Here is an 18,201-nt window from a genome sequence, read left to right as displayed (position 1 = left end):
CATAAATAAAAAGGGGAATCTTCCCCTTTTTATTTATATTTCTATTCAAAGTTCATCAGTTCAAATGGTAACTCAAATTGGGTTTGCTTAAATGATATGCCTTTTAAATTTTTTGGGGCAACTACAGTGACACTGCCATTTGAAATGGGAATAAAGACTGCTTCATCATGTACAATCGTCAAAATACCCCCATATAATGATTTTCGTGTTTTCTCATCAGGTGACACCATTACTTCATCAATCTTCTTGTAGAGTTCATCTGAGTTTGCAATACCGCTTGTAGTATGTAAATAAGATGCCTCAGAAGTAAAAGCAGAGATTGTACTTTGTGGATCATACGCAAGTCCCCATGTTTGATTAAATAATAGATCATAGTCACCCGTCGATCTTCTATTAGCAATTGAAGTTGACTCTTCACCGATAATTTCTAGCTGAATACCGATCTCTTTTACTGATGCTTGGATAAACTCAGCCTGGGTTTTTTGGGAGGAAGAATTGCTGTCATAATAAAGTTGCAAGGCTAATTTGTTACCGTCTTTCGTTCTAACAGCAGCACCATCCTCTAATTTCCAGCCAGCTTCTTCTAAAAGTTCTTTCGCTCTCTCTAAATCATAGCCTCTTTTCTTCAAATCGACATCTGCATAATTGACGTTAGGTGAGAATAGTGTATTGGCTACTGTTTCCGTACCATTTAAAATATCCTTACTAATGGTTTCTCTATCAATCGAGTGCCAAATGGCTTCACGAACAGCTGTTTCACTTACTGGATTATCAGATTTACTGCTATTAGCTACAATCATTTTCGTATTCATTGGTTCACTTCTAACCAACTGATAATCACCTGAATCAACTAATTGATTCATTGCTTCGACATCAAGACTGTCTGCACCGCGGTCATCAGTAAAAACAAAGTTTACTTCTCCTTTTTGTAAAGCTAAAAATGTCGTTTCCCCTGCTGGAAGAACTTTAGAAGTAATCTTCTTAATTTCAGGTGAGCCGCCCCAATAGTTTTCATTTGCTTCAAAAGTTGCATACTCATCGATTTTATGTTCAGTGAGAATATATGGTCCAGTACCGTTGTAACCATTTACACCATCTTTTGTTCCCCCGTTTTTAAAATCTTTGGGTGATAAGAAAACGTAAGGTCTAGTCATAGATAATTCCACCAATGTTGGATAATAGGTTTCTGACAGTACTAAATCAACTGTATACTCATCTACTACATTTATACTTTCTATTTTTGTAGATAATTTAATCCAAGCATGCTTTTCTGCATTGTTTTGCACAGCCTCAATATTTTTCTTTACTGCCTCTGCGTTAAATGGTTCTCCATCATGGAATTTCACATCTTTTCTTAAATGAAAAGTGTATACTTTTCCATCTTCTGAAATTTTCCAGGATTCAGCAAGCAAAGGTTTAATACCATCTTCTGTATTTTCAACCAATGATTCATAGACCATTCCTTGAGCTGGCATTGAACCTATATACAGATGCGGGTTCATATCATTAATATCTTTGGCTGATGCATAAACTAACTCTTTTGAGCTATTCGTTGAATCAGCACCTTCCTTTTTCTTACTATTAGATTTTTCTGCAGAGCAGGCAACTAGAATAGATAAAACCAAAAATATTAGAGATGCTAACTTAAATTTTTTAATTAACAATATATTTCTCTCCCTTTAGCCTTACTAATTTGAATTAATTCACCTTTTACTGGTCAAATATGATCTAAATTGAAAAAATCCCGCTTTTATAAATCAAAATGATTACTATTTACATAGTATATTACTCTATTAACTCCTACTTCTTTGCGCTTATACTTTTTCCTATTTCACTGCATATCATATTCAAATCTCCATCAAAGCTTTGAACAACAAATGCATTAGATAGCAATTCATCTTCATGGGATTGAGCCACTTTATCAATTTTTTTCTCATATGTTTTAATGAATTTATCTATTGTTGGACAATTTAAATTTAAATATTTTGCAATTCCTTGAATTATTTTTAAACGATAATAGTCTTCTTTAGGCATCCTAGGGATATCCAAATAACCTTCCCTATTGACGAACATTTTTCTAATTGGAACAGCAGAAAAATCATAATATTTCCCATCCTTATCTGGTTCTGAAAAAGGATCGATCAACAGTGCGGTATAACGTATATATAATAAATATTCTTGATGGATAGCTTCTAAATGATTAAAATTCTCTATATCATGACGTGATAAACTTTCCAATCTCACGGGATAATTATCATCTGTCATAAATTTAAGTAGATTTAAATTTTTTATATTTAATTTCCCTAAGATATTCATGATTTCTTTCCATTGAGCCAGCATATCCCTAATTAAATATTGTGTAATGGGCCCCTCAGGATAAAGTTTATAAACATATTTCTTGCTTTCTAAGTCTCCAAATATTGCACTTAGTGTGAAATCATTCATAAACAGCGGTGGGTGAACATATAAAGAAATATTTCTCGTTTCTGCTTCTATTGGAGATTTCATAGTTTCAAGAGTAATACCTAATTGTTCATATAACTTACATAGTCCCTGGACATTTTTAGATGGATAATGTGTAGAGCCTATATGAATTTTTTTCTTGACTGCTGTTGTTAAAACATGATTAGAAGGTTTATCGTGCATCCATCGTGTATCACCGTAATATGTAGAAAAACTGATAATTTCCGCATCTGAATTAAGCTGGTTCATATAATTATTGATTAAGCTATTGGAACCGAAAGTCGGTGAAATTAAAACAATACACCTTACTTGTTTTAATTTCTCATTATTAATTTGTTTTAATACTTCTATATAAGCATCCGTTGTTACAGCAAGAATAATAGTATCCCATTCACCCTTAATTGTTCCATAACCCCTAAAAACTTGATCAATGAAGCATTCACCTTGCATAGTTTGATGCTTTTCATTTTGAACGCTTACACGAACTAAATGATTACTTTCCTTAAGTGCCTCAAAAAAATTTTCTGAACGAACAGATTCTCTCCCAACAATTCCTACGTAGCAATTCAATTGATTTTTAAGATTCATAGCTAGTTGGATAGATGTTGGGCCAGTGCCTAATAGTAGGACTCGCTTAATATCATTCATAAAGGCCTCCTTTTCTTACAAATTAGTAAGCTATGCTTTTTTATACAATGCGATATCAAACACATGATCTGGACGCAATATTTCTTCAACCATCTTCCACTTCTGCCCATCCACCTCTTTTGATGGAAAATTAAATAAGGACTTCAACTGATTACCATACCTCATAGCAACAACTACATTTTCATTCGTTAATGTATGTAATTGATCCAATATGTCATATTTATTTTCAACAGTTGAACTAAAAATGATATGAGTCACGTTTTTCGTAAAATCAAGATTTTCCACTAATATTTTTTCTAATCTAATATTTAATCCATTTCCTAATTTCTCTACTACGTTTCGTCCAAGTTGAATAGCCTCATCATCAATATCTATGCCAACAATCTCTGCCCCTGTTCGCTTAGCGATTAATAATGGAGTCATTGGAAATGAACCTGATCCTACTAACAATACTTTTGACTCCGAAGTAATTTGAAAACTGCCAAATTCTTTTTCAATACATGATTCTACATTTTTAAAATAGTCTGCCTTTTCACTATTTCCATCCAGTAGCTTGATTGCACGATATTTCTCCATAATAGCAACACAAAGTGCCGATTTTCTTCTTAGGTTCACCACAAATTGATTCAAATCAGCAGATTCTTGTAGTTCTAGTTGTTTCCAAGCTTCCTTATTCGTCTCGTTTGTTATGAATTTTGAATAGTCACCTATTAAACTCTCTAACTCTGAACAATTATTGATTGTATGATCATAACTTGCTGCTAAACCATCAAATTTTTCTGAAAACTCACTTAAATATTCTTGAAAAGTTATTAATGCATTCATTAATTTTCCCCCAGTACAATGTCTTAAACTAACCATCTATAAAAGCTTTGCCTTGTGCTACTATTTGAACCGATCCTTCAATCATAAGGCTTGTTACTTCTTCTCCATGACAAGTAGCAAATACTTTAATATCGCCACCGGGTTGCCTTATATTTGTAACAATCTCCCCTTTATTCTTCCAAGCTAAATAGGCTCCTAAGGAGGCTGTACCGGAACCACACCCCCTTTCCCATATCAAACTATCTAAATGTGGGACATAAATGAGTGGAGCCATTTCCTTAGATTTCGAGTTATACAATAAAACGCCGATCAAGTTAGCACCTAAAGTTACTCCAAGCAACTTTGCTAAAGATTGCGCTTTCGCCCTTATTGTTTTACTAAATTCCTCCACTTCTATCACAATGTGTATAAATTCATGGTATCTCACTATAATCATATTCAAATCGTTGCCCTCATACTTTATTGTTCTCTGTTCTATCTTTTTAGGAATAGGCATAGTAACCAGACAGTGATATTCCTCTAAATTTCTTTTCATTTGACATGTTATTAATTTATCTGTGCCTGAGGCTTCTAATATTATCTCCGCCAAATCATTATTGTTTAGTCCTTTTTCAGATGCTATAAAAGCTGCCAGTGCCATACATGCATTACCACAAAACTCACCTCCAGCCATATGTAACTTTGCAGCAGCTTTATTATTTATCGGCTTTTCTATAAATCCAACTTGTTCTGCATGCACGCTGTCGTATGACATGATTTTCTCAGCAATGTACTTATACTCTTCAACTAGATATTTAGTTTTAACAAGAATTGTCATATTTTGTGTTGGATTAAATTTTATAAAATCTATTTCCTGAATCATCTCAACTACCCTCTACACTTATATTTTTGGTTTTCCTTTCTTCATAAAGTATTATTCACCACAAATAGTAATGATTACGATTATCAATCACAAAATGAATTATAGCATAATGTTGGAAAGTGTCAATATTTGGTCAAGTTTTTTTACACTATTGCTGCTTGAACAATGTCATAATTTTCATTTTTCTCTCTTTCCATGTTTATCCCGTTGAATTTTATTCACCTTTACATATCGGTGTAGCAAGACGAATTAAAAGAAATGGGAAACCAGGTCGCAGTTAAGTAGTTAGTCGGGGTGTTCTTAGATACTGTTGGTAATATAAAATCCTATTTGCAAATCTGAACAAAAGTAAAAAAATGAGCCAATCCAGGAGTTTATCATAAGGGTCGAACAGCAAAATGATAACCTATCCGCTGAGCTAAACTGGGATTTCACAGCACCTTATGGTCGTCAATATATGGGGGAATTCTAAAAAGCACAGAAGGAAAAGATGAGTGGCCATTACAGAAATTAGAAGGAATATACTTTAAAGATATTGATTTTTATCTTCTTATTTGATATTGTGAGTTTTACCAATTATAAATAGTAACAATTACGATTTATAAAGACAAATACATGATATACGATTTCATGTTTAACTATGGGAATCTATTTGACTATTTTCATATTGAATGATTAATCGAAATGTGATGGATATAAGAGACTAAATGATAGGACACTTCATTTTTGTTTTCTCCCTCCCTAACATATCGATTGTTTAATTTTTGTATAAACTTTTAAGTAGGATTAGTAACAAATTGAACCTGGGGGCCACACTATGTTTAGATCCATTTACACCATAGCTTTACTAACATTTATTTTATTATATACTTTAGGCTGTACAGTTAAGGATAACTCTAAAGAGGAAGATAATATACACGATAAAAGTGTAGGTAAGAAAAATTCAGCTTCTAACACAAAGGAAAATGAACCTAATATTAACACGGTTCAACAAGAGGCTATTAAAGTCTCTGCAAACCCTGAAAGCATTCCCGTTTTAGTAAATAAGTTAAATCCACTTCCCGATAAATACAGACCTGATGACCTTTTTTATCCAAATGTACCGTTTATTTTCAAGGAAAAAATCGAAAAACGAATGATGCGCAAAGAGGCCGGGCAAGCCTTGGAAAAATTATTTCATAAGGCTGAAGAAGACGATATTAAATTAGCTGGCGTATCGGCATTTCGTTCACAGGAAACGCAAGAAGCTGTTTTTAATAATTATGTAGAAAGGGATGGGCTGGAAAAGGCTAAAACTTATAGTGCAACTCCAGGAACCAGTGAACACCAAACAGGCTTGGCTATTGATGTAAGTGGCATTAATGGCACTTGTGCTGCTAAGGATTGTTTTGGTCAAACTAAAGAGGCTGATTGGTTAGCTAAACATGCAAGTGAGTTTGGATTTATCATTCGTTACCCAGAAGGTAAGCAAGAAATTACAGGCTATAAATATGAGGCTTGGCATATTCGTTATGTAGGTATAGAGATAGCAAAAGACATTCAAGCTCAAGGGGTGACACTCGAAGAATACTATAATGTTCAGCCCGTTTCTAAGTAATATTAAGCCAACGACATCTAAAATGCGATGTATCATATTTTAGATGTCGTTGGCTTAACTTTATATACTGATTACCAAGGTTAATCCCTTTGCTATGCCTTGGATTGTCAGCATAGATTAAGGGGAATCGAAGTATATACAAAAGAAACAAGTGCGATGTTAAATGTGCCCTTCCTAGCTTTTCACTGTTTAGATGAAGCTAAAGAAATTATTTTAAAACAAAAAAGACTGTAGGCAAAAGTGAACTGCCCCGTAAATGTTAGACACCAAACTAACATTTACGGGGCAGTTCAGCTTATAAGCATGTATTCTTTTTATAGTTTTTTAAGTACACCACTATTTATTAACGAAGTTATCTATACATATTTTTTTTAGTTGAATTAATTATTAAAAAGTAATTACACTCTTCTTCTGATAAATTCAGAAACCTATGGTCTATATCTGCTTCAAAATATATTGAATCCCCTTCTTCTAACGTATAAATTTCAGGTTCCTCACCTAATTCAATTTGTATTTTTCCTTTTAAAACATAGATGTATTCCTCTACACCCTTTTTATGAGGTGGAAAAATTCCGGTTTCCTCTAAAGGAGGAATTTTATTTAAAATGAATTCAATATCATTAGCCGGCGGTGATAAAAGATGTCTTTCGAACTTTGTGTTTTCGTCCTTATATATTAATCTGTTACTCGAACGAATGATAGACACACTTCTTTTTTGATCCTCCCCCAACAAAGACGATATTGTTACATCTAGTGCTTCCGCAATTTGTGAAGCAACATGAATTGTTGGATTTTTATCACCTCTTTCAATCTGAGATAACATAGACTTACTAACTCCCGACTTTTTAGCTAGTTCTTCTAGTGTGTAGCCTTTTGACTTCCTTACATTTTTTACATTAGTTGAAAATTCCATAAAAACCCCCTGCATTCTACTATAGTGAATTTAATTCTTGACTTTAGTTTATAACGGATTTATCATGGAATCAAATTCACTATAGTGAATTTGTTAATAAAATCAAAGAGAGTAAAAATAAGGGTCATTATTGCACAACTAAGTCTAAATGTCTTCACTTGATAAAGTCTGAATATTCAAAGTAGATAATAGGGATTTTAATTTTTAATTAATTTAATTTCTAAAAAAAGAAAAGAAGGTTATTTAAATGACTACAAAAATATTTGTTGATGGTTGCAAGCTTTATATAGTGACATTTCATAAATTTAAACGTTTACGCTATATATAGCGTAAACGTATTTTTTCAATTTCGAAAGGATGATCATTATGAATCTAATAATAGCCTTATTGCCTTTTATATGTATATTTGTACTTTTATTTGTTTTTAAACAAACATCTCTCCGGTCTGGACTCTTATCTTACATTGTTACACTGCTAATTATTTTGGTATATCCTAGTTACCATATAACAGTAGAAAGTACTTTACATGCCTCCTTTAAAGGATTTTTAATTTCCTTTGTAGCAGCGTATGTTTTATTCTTTGGTATACTCTTTTTTCATCTAATTAATAATACTGGCGGAATTCGTGCAATTGCTTCTTTTCTTTCAGAAGTGACAACTGATCAAATTTTGCAAGTCATTCTATTAGTTATAGGGCTTTCTCCACTTTTAGAATCAACGAGTGGCTTTGGAATAGCATTTATGATTGTAGCACCCATTTTAATTGCTTTAGGGTTTAGTCCTATGAAAGCAGCATCTATTGGACTTGTTAGTTTACTTGCAGTCCCCTGGGGAGCATTATCCACGGGAACAGTAATCGGGGCACAAATTGGGGGAATTCCCCTTCAGGAACTTGGTACAGGAACTGCTATTATAAGCATCCCTGTTTTTATATATTTTTTATTAATTGCTGTTTATTTAGCTGGGGGTAAAGACGCAATAAAATATAGATGGAAGGAAATCCTTTTACTTTCAGTTATCTTTTCTATTTCAATATTTCTATTTAATGCTTTTGTTAGTGTTGAACTAGCCGGGGTACTCAGTTCATTGGTTACTAGTAGTATCGGGTTACTGGTTATAAAGATAAAAAATTCTTCATCATTAAAAATGATAAATGAAACCGTTATCGAAACCTCTGTATCTGAAAATAACGGTACAAATTTGAACATCATCAAGATTATGAGTCCTTATTTAATACTTACCATATTAATTTTCATTTCAAGACTTATACCGTCAATAAAAAAATTTCTAGAATCACATTTTGTCATTGAATTACCTTCCTTTTCATTTTCATTAGCATTACTTTACTCACCAGGATTTTGGCTTTTTATTACATGTTTATATACCATATTCATTTTCAAAATCTCTAAAAGCATTATTTGGAGTTCGCTTAAAATTTCTATAAAACAATGGGTTCCCTTTGTAATTTCCACCACAGCATTTGTAGCAATTTCTCAACTAATGACTACAGCAAATATGACATTTGCGATTGCTGATGCTGCAGGTTTAATTTTCGGAAGTATGTTTATATTTGTCTCTCCTTTTATTGGAGGAATTGGAGGATTTCTTACGGGAAGTAATACAGGATCAAATGCTATGTTTACTCAACTACAAGTTGAAACTGCTAAGAAAACCGGATTGCCATTAAATTTAATTGCTAGTATTCAAAATACGAGCTCTTCTCATTCAACTATGGCCAGCCCCTCTAGAATTATGTTAGGTGCATCATTATGTGGAATTGAATCCGAAGAAAATCGTTTACTAAGAAAGATGTCCATAATAGTTCTTGGAGCAATATTATTAATAATTATTTTGTCTGTTGGCTTTTTGGTTTTTGATTTTTGGTTTTAAATACAAGAGACCATTAAACATACTATAAGTGGAACTTTAAGTTTATAGATTGATAAAAAAAGCTTACAATCTCTAAATATTGGTCGACTTTATTGATAAAATTTCGCATAGTAAGCATAATCATTTGAACACTTTAAAAAAGATATTGTTGATGAAAGTCTTTTAGCCATTTTAATAAAAGGAAATGGGAGAATCTACCTAAAACACCTTTGCTGCAGTTGTGCAAAGGCTTCTTTTTGACGAGTTTCTTCTATTAAAGCTTTAAGGATTTTCTCTATTGTTCCTACAACTTTCCTATTTCGTGTTCCTACTGGTGACTATGTTTGTTTAGCAGTTTCACAATAAACAGGACATTTGTCGGAAGGGGAATATAAAATCTGAGGGGAACTAGTAAGGTGTATTGAATATACAAAAAAAGGGAGATGGCGCTTTGAAGAAATTACTTACCTGTTTGATAGTATTAACAATAGCCCTGGGGATATCCTTTTCCACCGCTTCAGCATCTGCTGGAGGATTTCACCACCCGCAAAGCTGGGATAAAAACTCGATTTTGCGGAAGGACACTCATGGGGTGGAAGTCAAAAATATGCAGTATATCCTTAATGTCATGGGTTTTTATACTGATTCAGCAGTTGTTGACGTTGATGGGATTTTTGGGCCGAAAACCGAAGCGGGTGTAAAGAAATATCAAAAAGAAAACCATCTGATAGTGGATGGTGTGGTTGGCCCCAAGACGTGGACCAGTTTCTCGCAATATATTAAAAAGAATGGTGAGAACACCTATGGAGCAGGCGGGTACATGGGTCTCAGAATCAAATGGAAGTACGACGATTCTTCTTATACATCAGGGTCAAAAGCCTATATTTACGGTAATGGAGATACATTAAGTGACCAATATCGCCTGTATGCGAATTAAATAATCAGGTAGGAAGCCCTTATTAGTTAAATGAGGCTAAAAGATAGGTCCGCTTCCAAGCAATGTCAATGTAGGAGAGGGATAATTCTATTAAATGTCTCCTTTCTATTAGTTTCAGGTTAATTATAAAGAGCCGATGATTCCTATTTAAGAATCATCGGCTCTATTCATTAAGAAATATGCGCTTTCTGCTTTTTTGGGTTAAAACCGAATTTTTGTCTGCTTTTTCACCCATAATGATCACCGATTTTACTGTTTAAAAGGTTTTAATCCCCCCTAAAACAGTCGGCAATCTCTATTTTTGAGGCAGGCTTATGATTCTATTTAAATATTACTTTTTACGAATGCAGATGGAATAATTTCGAAATGATGATCCATTCACCGTCTAGTTTAAGTAATTGCTGAAAATCAGTGTATGATTCGCCATATGCATCATTCTCTAAACTTATACGAACAGAAGCAATCGTTCCTTCAACATCTAGAATATCAACCCTTGATTTAAGATTCTTTGCAGGACCAGCTTTATCCATAAAGCCCCATAAATTTTGAATAGATCCTCCTAGAAAGCCATCAGTTGTGTTGTAACCGTACATCGTTGCATCTTTATGAAAAGCTTGCTTCGCCACTTCTTTGTTCCCTGTAATAAGGCCTTCAATATACTTATTCACCACTGCAGTGATTTCATCGTAATCTTTTACTGTTGTTTTGCTCATTTTCACTCAATCCCCTTTAAGTTATAAATAGTCCATTTAACAATAATAAAGTTTTCTACCTCAAGCTTTTTTTATTTGATTAGCACCTATAAAAGCTATTCTTATACATTTCGCAAGGCATCTGATATTGGCGTTTTACCATCACTCATTGTGATGACTTTTCCAATGGTATTAGGATCTTGCAAACTTTGAACTAACGTGTCCACTACATTTTCTATAGCATTATCACCAGGATAATCAATATTGACCTCTATTTTTCCAGAACCCGGCTCCTCTTTTAAAACACCAGGCTGTAAGATTGTATAGTCTAGCTTAGTATTATTAATCAGCCAATGATCAGCAAAATGTTTGGCAATATTATAATTTGTTAAATCTTTTAGAAATGACTCATTCCATTTGTCTTGATTTAAAGCAAAAACTGAACTTAGCATGATAAATCTGTTTACTTTCTTGTTTTCAGCAGCGCGCATCACTTTGACAGCACCATTTAAGTCAATCTTCAATAAATCTTTCCCTCTAGAACCCGCTACAAAGAAAATAGCTTCTGCATCATACATATTCTCAGCTATTACTTCAGAGCTAGCTAATAAATCTATATACACATTACGAACATTGTTCGAACTGCTTGTGAGATTATCTTTTCTAGTTCCTGCGTAAACAAAATGTCCATTTTTAACTAATTTATCAACAAGATGTGAACCTACTCGACCATTAGCTCCTACTACTAATACCTTCACGAAAAAACCTCCCAAAAAATGAAGTATTTTTATTATTATTATATTAATATGGTCAGACCATATTAATGTCATTTTACCCTATTCATAAAACAAACTATAAGTGTAAAACTCATTGTCTAATTCCTATAGACAAAACAAGTATGGTAAATTAGCTCTCTTTGCTTTCGACCCGAAGTCTTTCATTTGAAATACCTCATTACCATACCTGTGTTGTAGGTGTGACAATTACATCATTAATCATAACGTTTGCAGGCTTGTTAACCACAAATCCAATCGTTTCAGCTACATAGTCTACATCAATGGCCACTTTGTTTAGCTCTTTAAGTACGGGCGCTACATCTTCATCTGTCACTGTATCCTGCCAATTAGTTGCAATGACACCTGGTGAGACTAAAACAGCCTGAATATTATGTTTGACCGACACCTCTTTACGTAGACTTTCGGTAATCGCTCTTACTGCATACTTCGTAGAACTATACACGCCATGACCTTCACCAATCGCATGACCGGCAACGGAACCTACATTAATGATTTGTCCACTTCCTTGTGTCTTCATATGAGGAAGGACCGCAGCTACTCCATACAGCACACCTTTTATGTTAAGGTCAATCATCGTTTCCCATTCGTCTACATGAGCGTTATCCCACATTGAGAACAACATCATGCCTGCACTGTTAATTAACGTATCAACTCTTCCGAATTTATCTATTGTAAAGTCTACGAGAGATTGAACGTCTTCTTTGACGGTAACATTTGTCACTTTGTAAGAAGCTGTCCCCCCTTCTTTATTGATTCGCTCTGTTAGATTTTTTAGTTTCTCTTCATTTCTGGCAGCTATAATGACAGAAGCTCCATTCTTCGCAAGATAAAGCGCTGTTGCCGCTCCAATCCCACTTGAAGATCCTGTAATGATGACAACCTTGTCTTGAATATATGACATGTTTTATACTCCCCCTTAAGTTTATCCTTTCTCATTTCTATTTATCTTCTAAAACCATCAGCGTACTGTGTAGGCACAGTAGTCTCTTTTTTCAATGTAGCTGCAGCTTCTAATGCCCAGTGAGGATTACGTAACATACCTCGGCCAACAGCCACTAAATCTGCTTCTTCATTTCCAATTACAGTGTTTGCCAATGTAGGATCATCTAATCTTCCCACGGCAATTACGGGAACATTAAGAGCTTTTTTTATTTCTCGAGCTAATGGCACTTGATAAGCTGCATGTGTACCCGGTTTCCCCCAAGCAGCAATCGGACCTTCACCACCTGAAGAGATATCAAAAATATCTACTCCTGCATTTTGATATTCTTTCGCAAATTCGATACTTCCGTTAATGTCATATCCACCTTCTACATATTCCTTAGCAGATATACGCATCATTAATGGCATATCTTCTGGCATCTCAGCTTTAGCTGCTTCAAGAATTTCTCGACCAAATTTCGTAAGGTCTTTTCCATACTCATCGTCTCGTTTATTCGTTAACGGAGAATGAAATTGATGAATTAAGTAGCCATGAGCTCCGTGAATTTCAATAACATCAAATCCTGCTTTTACCGCACGTTGTACCGCCTTACGGAATTTTTCCACAATTTCTTTGACTTCATCTGTTGAAAGAGCTCTAGGTGTTTTTGATTTTTCATCAAATGGGATAGCTGAAGGGCCAACTGGTACTTCAGCGTCTTCTGCCTTGCGGCCAGCATGTGCAATTTGAATGCCTACTTTGGCGCCGTAACGGTGACAAGCTTCTACAATTCTAGCTAAAGCCGGAATTTGTTCGTCTGACCATAACCCTAAGTCAAAGTCTGAAATGCGGCCATCTGGTTCGACATCTGTCATTTCAATCATAATAAAACCAGCTCCACCGATAGCTCTATTTACATAGTGTAGGTAGTGCCATTCAGTAGCTATTCCATCTTTACTTTCAACAGAATATTGACACATTGGAGACATCACAATGCGATTTTTCAACTCCATTCCTTTTAACTTATAGGGACTAAATAAATGTTCCATTCTATAACTCTCCTTTTTAAAAAAAATGATGTTTCATGCATGTCGAAACTATACGTTTAGTGTGATTAAACATATAAATCTCACTCAGATGCATGCGCATGCATTCATTTTTTTACCAAATTAAATGCATGTGCGTGCATCTAATTTAACATTAACCATTTCTCTATGTCAACCTAAAAGTACATATTATAAATCTAACGGATAGGATGAATAAAAAACATACCACACTCAGATTTAAATAAAGATCATCCTCCTAGTTATAAAAAAATACCCAACTTTACTTATATTACTTAAAAAATGTAAGAACCCTACTATAATTTTTGCATTAAAGATTGTAATTCACGTTGAAGATTTCCTTTTGAAAAAGCAGAGTCAAGAATTTTATGAAAAGTATTCAAGGCTCTCTCTAGTTTTTCTTCACCTAATGGAGTTAAACGTGTGTAGATACCTCTACGATCATCTTCACATATATGTCTTTGTAAAGCTCCACAACTTTTTGCTTCGAGCCTGCCTACCAGCCTTGATATCGCACTTTGGCTTAACCCTACCATCTCTTGTAATTGCTGTAACCTCAATTGTTTATCGCTGGTTTTAGATAAATAGTATAGAACGTAAAACTCTTTTAATGATAGGGTATGATTTTTTTGCAATGCACTTTCTAGCTCATTAGATATGCTCATTTGAATATTAGTAATGGAAAGCCAGTAATCTAAATAATCATTTTCTTGGTTGTTTTTCATGTATATTCCACCTGTTCTATCCTTATATAATTATAATAGGGCACTTTAATTATTTTCGTTTTGCACTAAATTATAATGCTCAAGACTCTGTTCTATAATACCTCATTAAGAATTCATTTTACCAAAGCCAGGTTTTAATGGTCAAACTTTTTAAAAAGTACGTGCCATATTTTCAACTTAAATGGGGGAGTTCCCCATTCCTTTTCTATATATCCTTATTACCCAAGTACGTTATATGGTTTCTTATCATTTTAGACAAGTTTCTTCTATTTGATTAAAAATGAGTTATAACCATGAAGAAGAGCAGTCAAAAATGACTGCTCTTCTTCATGGTTATAATGTGATTGAACAGGCTCACATTTCATTTCCACCCCAGTTTAGTGAAAGCTTGTCCTGATCTGAAAGAGGACCGACGCCACTTGGAGTATAATATCTCCTTCCCCAATCCCAAAATGCTCTGCTGTATATTCTATAATTGTTTGTAAATCGAAAAGTAAGTCTTTAATATTTCCCACTTGTACACGCTCTCCATTTTTAAACAGAGAAAAATCTACTTGTTTACATGCTTCGACACCCTTAAACGGAATAAATTCACTAACAACAGCTGAGTTTTTAAATCCTTTTGCCAAAAGCCAAGGATGCTACTTTTGTTTTAACTGTGCTTGAACATCTCTAAGTGTTAAATCCAACCCAATGGCCATGGCATCTACTATTTCATCTACTTTCATTCCTGATTCGTACTGCTTTTAGATATGTATGACAAGTTCAGTTTCAAAGTGAATGGAACCCTGATTACTCGGTAATGTAATTGATTGACCATTTACTACTACAAGCGAATGAGTTGGTTTTGAAAATAAAAAAGGGGAAGTTGGTACTTCATTATTTAACTCTTTTGCATGCAAAGCATAGTTTCGACCTACACAATAAATATTTTTTATGTCTTTCATTATTAAGCACACTCTTTTCTTTTAAGAAAATTTACTGAATTTTTTAAAAAAGGCGGTACATATGCGGCCGCCTTTTACATGACCTTATCTTTAAAGTATACCCTGAATCAACATAGCATCTGCTACTTTAAGGAAACCAGCAATGTTTGCCCCGACAACTAAATTGCCAGGCTCACCGTATGTTTCTGATGCTTCTACACTGTTTTTATAAATGTTTTTCATGATACCGTGAAGTTTGGCATCGACATCCTCAAATGTCCAAGGCATTCTAGCACTGTTTTGAGCCATTTCAAGTGCAGAAACGGCAACGCCACCCGCATTGGCAGCTTTAGCCGGTCCGAATAAGATGCCATTATTGAGGAATATGTCAATAGCCTCAAGGGTGGAAGGCATGTTGGCACCTTCGCCTACTGCCTTCACGTTGTTTTTAACCAGCAATTTTGCTCCTTCTTCATCAATCTCATTTTGTGTTGCACACGGAAGGGCGATGTCGCAAGAAACAGACCAGATACCGTAACTTCCTTCATTGTATTCGGCTTCCGGATGAGCAATGACATACTCAGTCAGACGTTTTCTTTCTACTTCTTTTAAGCGTTTAACTGTATCTAGGTTTAGGCCATTTTTATCGTAAATGTAACCATTGGAGTCACTGCAAGCAACTACTTTAGCCCCCAACTGTGTAGCTTTTTCGATTGCATAAATAGATACATTACCAGATCCTGAAACAACGACAGTGCTTCCATGGAACTGCAATCCTTTATCTTTTAGCATTTCTTCGACGAAGTAAACCGTTCCGTATCCAGTAGCTTCCGTACGGGCAAAGCTACCGCCATAACTTATCCCTTTACCAGTACCTGCGTAATAGCTTCCTTGCATCTTTTTATACTGACCGAATAGATACCCTATTTCTCTTGCTCCAACTCCGATATCTCCAGCTGGTACATCCTTGTCCGGTCCGATATACCGACCTAGTTCTGACATAAAGCTTTGGCAAAAACGCATGATTTCATCGTCTGATTTTCCTTTTGGATCGAAGTCAGATCCGCCTTTCCCGCCGCCGATAGGTTGTCCTGTAAGAGAGTTTTTAAAGATTGCTCGAAACCAAGGAACTTGATGATACTAGCATTAACTGTCGGGTGGAAACGCAGACCACCTTTGTATGGTCCGATTGCGCTGTTGAACTGCACGCGGTAACCACGGTTCACTTGTACATACCCAAGGTCATCAACCCAAGGGACACGGAAGATAATCATTTTTTCCGGTTCCACGAGTCTTTCTAAAATCCCTTTTTTCATATAGGCTGGATGTTTTGCAAAAACTGGAACTAATGAAAGGAAAATTTCCTTCACTGCTTGATGGAATTCACTTTCATGGGGATTACGCTCTTTTACTTGTGCGTACACTTGGCTTACAAATTCTTTAGCCACTTGTAGATCACCTTTTCCTACTTCTTGTGATGTTATCATTTCTTTTCCACTCCTTATTTTGTTATATAGACAGGGAAAATTTCCTTGTATTTATATAGGCTTGTAAGTGTTTGTTTCATATAAATTAAAGTCGAAAGAAACAATCTGTATATTAGATAAACATCACGTTGTTAAGAAGGCGCTTACATCAGAATTAAAAAAATTGAATATTCATTGAAGTGGCATAGCATGAATATACGAGAGAAGTTTGCTCAAGTCTTAAGAGCCTGTTATTTTCTCTTGTTCAGCTACTACGAATTCTTTTTTGTGAAACATTCCTTCCGATTTGGCTATAACTACTGTAGCCAATGCATTCCCTACCACATTAGTCGCAGTTCGCGTCATATCCATTATGAAATCAACGGCCATCAGTAATGCAATACCTTCCATTGGCAAACCTATTACAACAGAAACACTTGTCAACACTACAATTACTCCTGAAGGAACGGAAGCAACACCCTTTGTAAGTAGCATAAGTAAAAGAATAATGTGAACCTGCTCTAATAGAGAGAGATGAATATCGTAGGCATTAGCTAAAAACAAAATAGCAGGAGCCATGTAGACCATTCCACCATCGAGGTTAAATGAGTAGCCAAGAGGCAATACAAAAGATACTACTGAATTTTTGACACCATATCCTTCTAAACGTGCTGTAAGAGGGGCAAATACAGATTCGGAGCTCCGTGTTGTAAAAGCAATTAATAATAAATCTTTTATTTCATTAAGTAACTCCCAGTACCGAATACTATAGATGCGAGCAATAATGGGGAAAATGATTAATAAAACAATGGCTAGTCCAGCATAAGTAACTAATATTAAATCAATCAGCGTACTTAACTTTTCGAAACCGTAAGTAGCCATACTATAAGCAATAGAACCAAAAACACCGAGTGGAGAAAATTTAATGACATAATCCAAAACCTTAAACATTACTTTGGAAAGGGCCTCAAGGACATCTTCTATAGGTTTTGCTTTTCCCTTCAGGGAACGTAAAGCCAAGCCAAAGAAAACACCAAAGTAGACAATGGCTAATATATTACCTTCTGAAAAAGCTACAAATATATTAGAAGGTATTATATGTAGAATAAACTCTCTAAAGTCAATTTTATTTACCTCAAGTTCCTCTAGAGCTTTCATATTTCCTCTTGATAAATCAGCTCCAACTCCAAGGTCCACCATGTTAGCAAGCAGTAAGGACATAACGATGATTAAAGTTGTAACAATTTCAAAATAGATAATGGCTTTAAGAGAAAGCCTACCTAGTGATCCGGTTGATTTTATTTGAGCAATCCCTAATATGATTAGAGGGAAAATCAATGGTACAATTGTCATCTTAATCATATGAATAAAAGCATCACCTAAAATTTTTGCTTCTATCCCTATGGTTTTACTTACCGAACCTAAACATAAACCTAATACCAGAGCAATGGAAATCTGGAGCCATAAAGGAATTCTTCTAAGAGCTTGCATTACC

Annotated in this window: 14 protein-coding genes and 2 pseudogenes; 3 read left to right on the top strand and 13 right to left on the bottom strand. The window is 34.7% G+C overall.

Translation table 11 applies throughout. The features are described from left to right. Positions 1-41: 41 nt before the first annotated feature. The 4 genes from cntA to SB775_RS12330 all read right to left on the bottom strand — a co-directional run bounded on the left by cntA (position 42) and on the right by SB775_RS12330 (position 4,798). The gene (cntA, locus tag SB775_RS12345; RefSeq protein ID WP_410861767.1) at positions 42-1,664 is read right to left on the bottom strand and encodes a staphylopine-dependent metal ABC transporter substrate-binding lipoprotein; all 1,623 of its coding nucleotides are present in this window, start codon (positions 1,662-1,664) and stop codon (positions 42-44) included. 136 nt (positions 1,665-1,800) lie between these two features. Next, entirely contained in the window at positions 1,801-3,111 is a 1,311-nt protein-coding gene (locus SB775_RS12340; RefSeq protein ID WP_410861766.1) for an opine metallophore biosynthesis dehydrogenase, read from the bottom strand. A 30-nt stretch (positions 3,112-3,141) separates the two neighbouring features. After that, positions 3,142-3,936, bottom strand: coding sequence for a class I SAM-dependent methyltransferase (locus SB775_RS12335; RefSeq protein ID WP_410861765.1), 795 nt, complete (start codon positions 3,934-3,936; stop codon positions 3,142-3,144). Positions 3,937-3,964: 28 nt separating this feature from the next. Next, entirely contained in the window at positions 3,965-4,798 is an 834-nt protein-coding gene (locus tag SB775_RS12330; RefSeq protein ID WP_410861764.1) for a histidine racemase CntK family protein, read from the bottom strand. A gap of 817 nt (positions 4,799-5,615) precedes the next feature. Between SB775_RS12330 and SB775_RS12325 the strand changes: the two genes are divergently transcribed. Next, positions 5,616-6,395 carry a M15 family metallopeptidase gene (locus SB775_RS12325; protein ID WP_410861763.1) on the top strand — a complete coding sequence of 260 codons (780 nt, stop codon included), beginning with the start codon at positions 5,616-5,618 and terminating at the stop codon, positions 6,393-6,395. 352 nt (positions 6,396-6,747) lie between these two features. Here the strand turns inward: SB775_RS12325 and SB775_RS12320 are convergent, their stop codons facing one another. Next, positions 6,748-7,308: a helix-turn-helix domain-containing protein gene (locus tag SB775_RS12320; RefSeq protein ID WP_410861762.1), complete on the bottom strand. Its 561-nt coding sequence runs from the start codon at positions 7,306-7,308 to the stop codon at positions 6,748-6,750. 366 nt (positions 7,309-7,674) lie between these two features. Between SB775_RS12320 and SB775_RS12315 the strand changes: the two genes are divergently transcribed. Beyond that, complete coding sequence (locus SB775_RS12315; RefSeq protein WP_410861761.1) at positions 7,675-9,198, top strand: L-lactate permease; 1,524 nt, start codon at positions 7,675-7,677, stop codon at positions 9,196-9,198. 430 nt (positions 9,199-9,628) lie between these two features. Continuing rightward, positions 9,629-10,114 carry a peptidoglycan-binding domain-containing protein gene (locus tag SB775_RS12310; protein ID WP_141133661.1) on the top strand — a complete coding sequence of 162 codons (486 nt, stop codon included), beginning with the start codon at positions 9,629-9,631 and terminating at the stop codon, positions 10,112-10,114. Positions 10,115-10,452: 338 nt separating this feature from the next. Here the strand turns inward: SB775_RS12310 and SB775_RS12305 are convergent, their stop codons facing one another. From SB775_RS12305 to SB775_RS12270, 8 genes and pseudogenes are all read right to left on the bottom strand, one after another. Then, positions 10,453-10,827 (bottom strand): nuclear transport factor 2 family protein, encoded by a 375-nt coding sequence (locus tag SB775_RS12305; protein ID WP_318684112.1) that lies wholly within the window; start codon positions 10,825-10,827, stop codon positions 10,453-10,455. Positions 10,828-10,928: 101 nt separating this feature from the next. Then, positions 10,929-11,564: an NAD(P)H-binding protein gene (locus SB775_RS12300; RefSeq protein ID WP_410861760.1), complete on the bottom strand. Its 636-nt coding sequence runs from the start codon at positions 11,562-11,564 to the stop codon at positions 10,929-10,931. Between the two features lie 196 nt (positions 11,565-11,760). Further along, on the bottom strand, positions 11,761-12,504 hold the full coding sequence (locus tag SB775_RS12295; RefSeq protein WP_410861759.1) for an SDR family oxidoreductase: 744 nt from the start codon (positions 12,502-12,504) through the stop codon (positions 11,761-11,763). A 41-nt stretch (positions 12,505-12,545) separates the two neighbouring features. Further along, positions 12,546-13,574 carry an NADH:flavin oxidoreductase/NADH oxidase gene (locus tag SB775_RS12290; protein WP_410861758.1) on the bottom strand — a complete coding sequence of 343 codons (1,029 nt, stop codon included), beginning with the start codon at positions 13,572-13,574 and terminating at the stop codon, positions 12,546-12,548. Between the two features lie 311 nt (positions 13,575-13,885). Further along, positions 13,886-14,314, bottom strand: a complete 429-nt coding sequence (locus tag SB775_RS12285) for a MarR family winged helix-turn-helix transcriptional regulator (RefSeq protein WP_410861757.1) — start codon at positions 14,312-14,314, stop codon at positions 13,886-13,888. A 354-nt stretch (positions 14,315-14,668) separates the two neighbouring features. Further along, positions 14,669-15,261: pseudogene (locus tag SB775_RS12280) on the bottom strand (fumarylacetoacetate hydrolase family protein). Between the two features lie 90 nt (positions 15,262-15,351). Beyond that, positions 15,352-16,727: pseudogene (gene gdhA / locus SB775_RS12275) on the bottom strand (NADP-specific glutamate dehydrogenase). A gap of 219 nt (positions 16,728-16,946) precedes the next feature. Next, positions 16,947-18,197, bottom strand: coding sequence for a dicarboxylate/amino acid:cation symporter (locus SB775_RS12270; RefSeq protein ID WP_410861756.1), 1,251 nt, complete (start codon positions 18,195-18,197; stop codon positions 16,947-16,949). Between the last annotated feature and the right edge of the window lie 4 nt (positions 18,198-18,201).

Source organism: Peribacillus sp. SIMBA_075 (genome assembly GCF_046534585.1).
This window is presented reverse-complemented; position numbering and strand designations above follow the sequence as displayed.

Excerpts from the sequence above, each read along its gene's own strand:
- SB775_RS12305 (WP_318684112.1), bottom strand. The coding sequence starts at position 10,827 with ATGAGCAAAACAACAGTAAAAGATTACGATGAAATCACTGCAGTGGTG.
- SB775_RS12270 (WP_410861756.1), bottom strand. The coding sequence starts at position 18,197 with ATGCAAGCTCTTAGAAGAATTCCTTTATGGCTCCAGATTTCCATTGCT.
- SB775_RS12315 (WP_410861761.1), top strand. The coding sequence starts at position 7,675 with ATGAATCTAATAATAGCCTTATTGCCTTTTATATGTATATTTGTACTT.
- SB775_RS12335 (WP_410861765.1), bottom strand. The coding sequence starts at position 3,936 with ATGAATGCATTAATAACTTTTCAAGAATATTTAAGTGAGTTTTCAGAA.
- SB775_RS12295 (WP_410861759.1), bottom strand. The coding sequence starts at position 12,504 with ATGTCATATATTCAAGACAAGGTTGTCATCATTACAGGATCTTCAAGT.
- SB775_RS12325 (WP_410861763.1), top strand. The coding sequence starts at position 5,616 with ATGTTTAGATCCATTTACACCATAGCTTTACTAACATTTATTTTATTA.
- SB775_RS12330 (WP_410861764.1), bottom strand. The coding sequence starts at position 4,798 with ATGATTCAGGAAATAGATTTTATAAAATTTAATCCAACACAAAATATG.
- SB775_RS12340 (WP_410861766.1), bottom strand. The coding sequence starts at position 3,111 with ATGAATGATATTAAGCGAGTCCTACTATTAGGCACTGGCCCAACATCT.
- SB775_RS12285 (WP_410861757.1), bottom strand. The coding sequence starts at position 14,314 with ATGAAAAACAACCAAGAAAATGATTATTTAGATTACTGGCTTTCCATT.
- SB775_RS12290 (WP_410861758.1), bottom strand. The coding sequence starts at position 13,574 with ATGGAACATTTATTTAGTCCCTATAAGTTAAAAGGAATGGAGTTGAAA.
- SB775_RS12320 (WP_410861762.1), bottom strand. The coding sequence starts at position 7,308 with ATGGAATTTTCAACTAATGTAAAAAATGTAAGGAAGTCAAAAGGCTAC.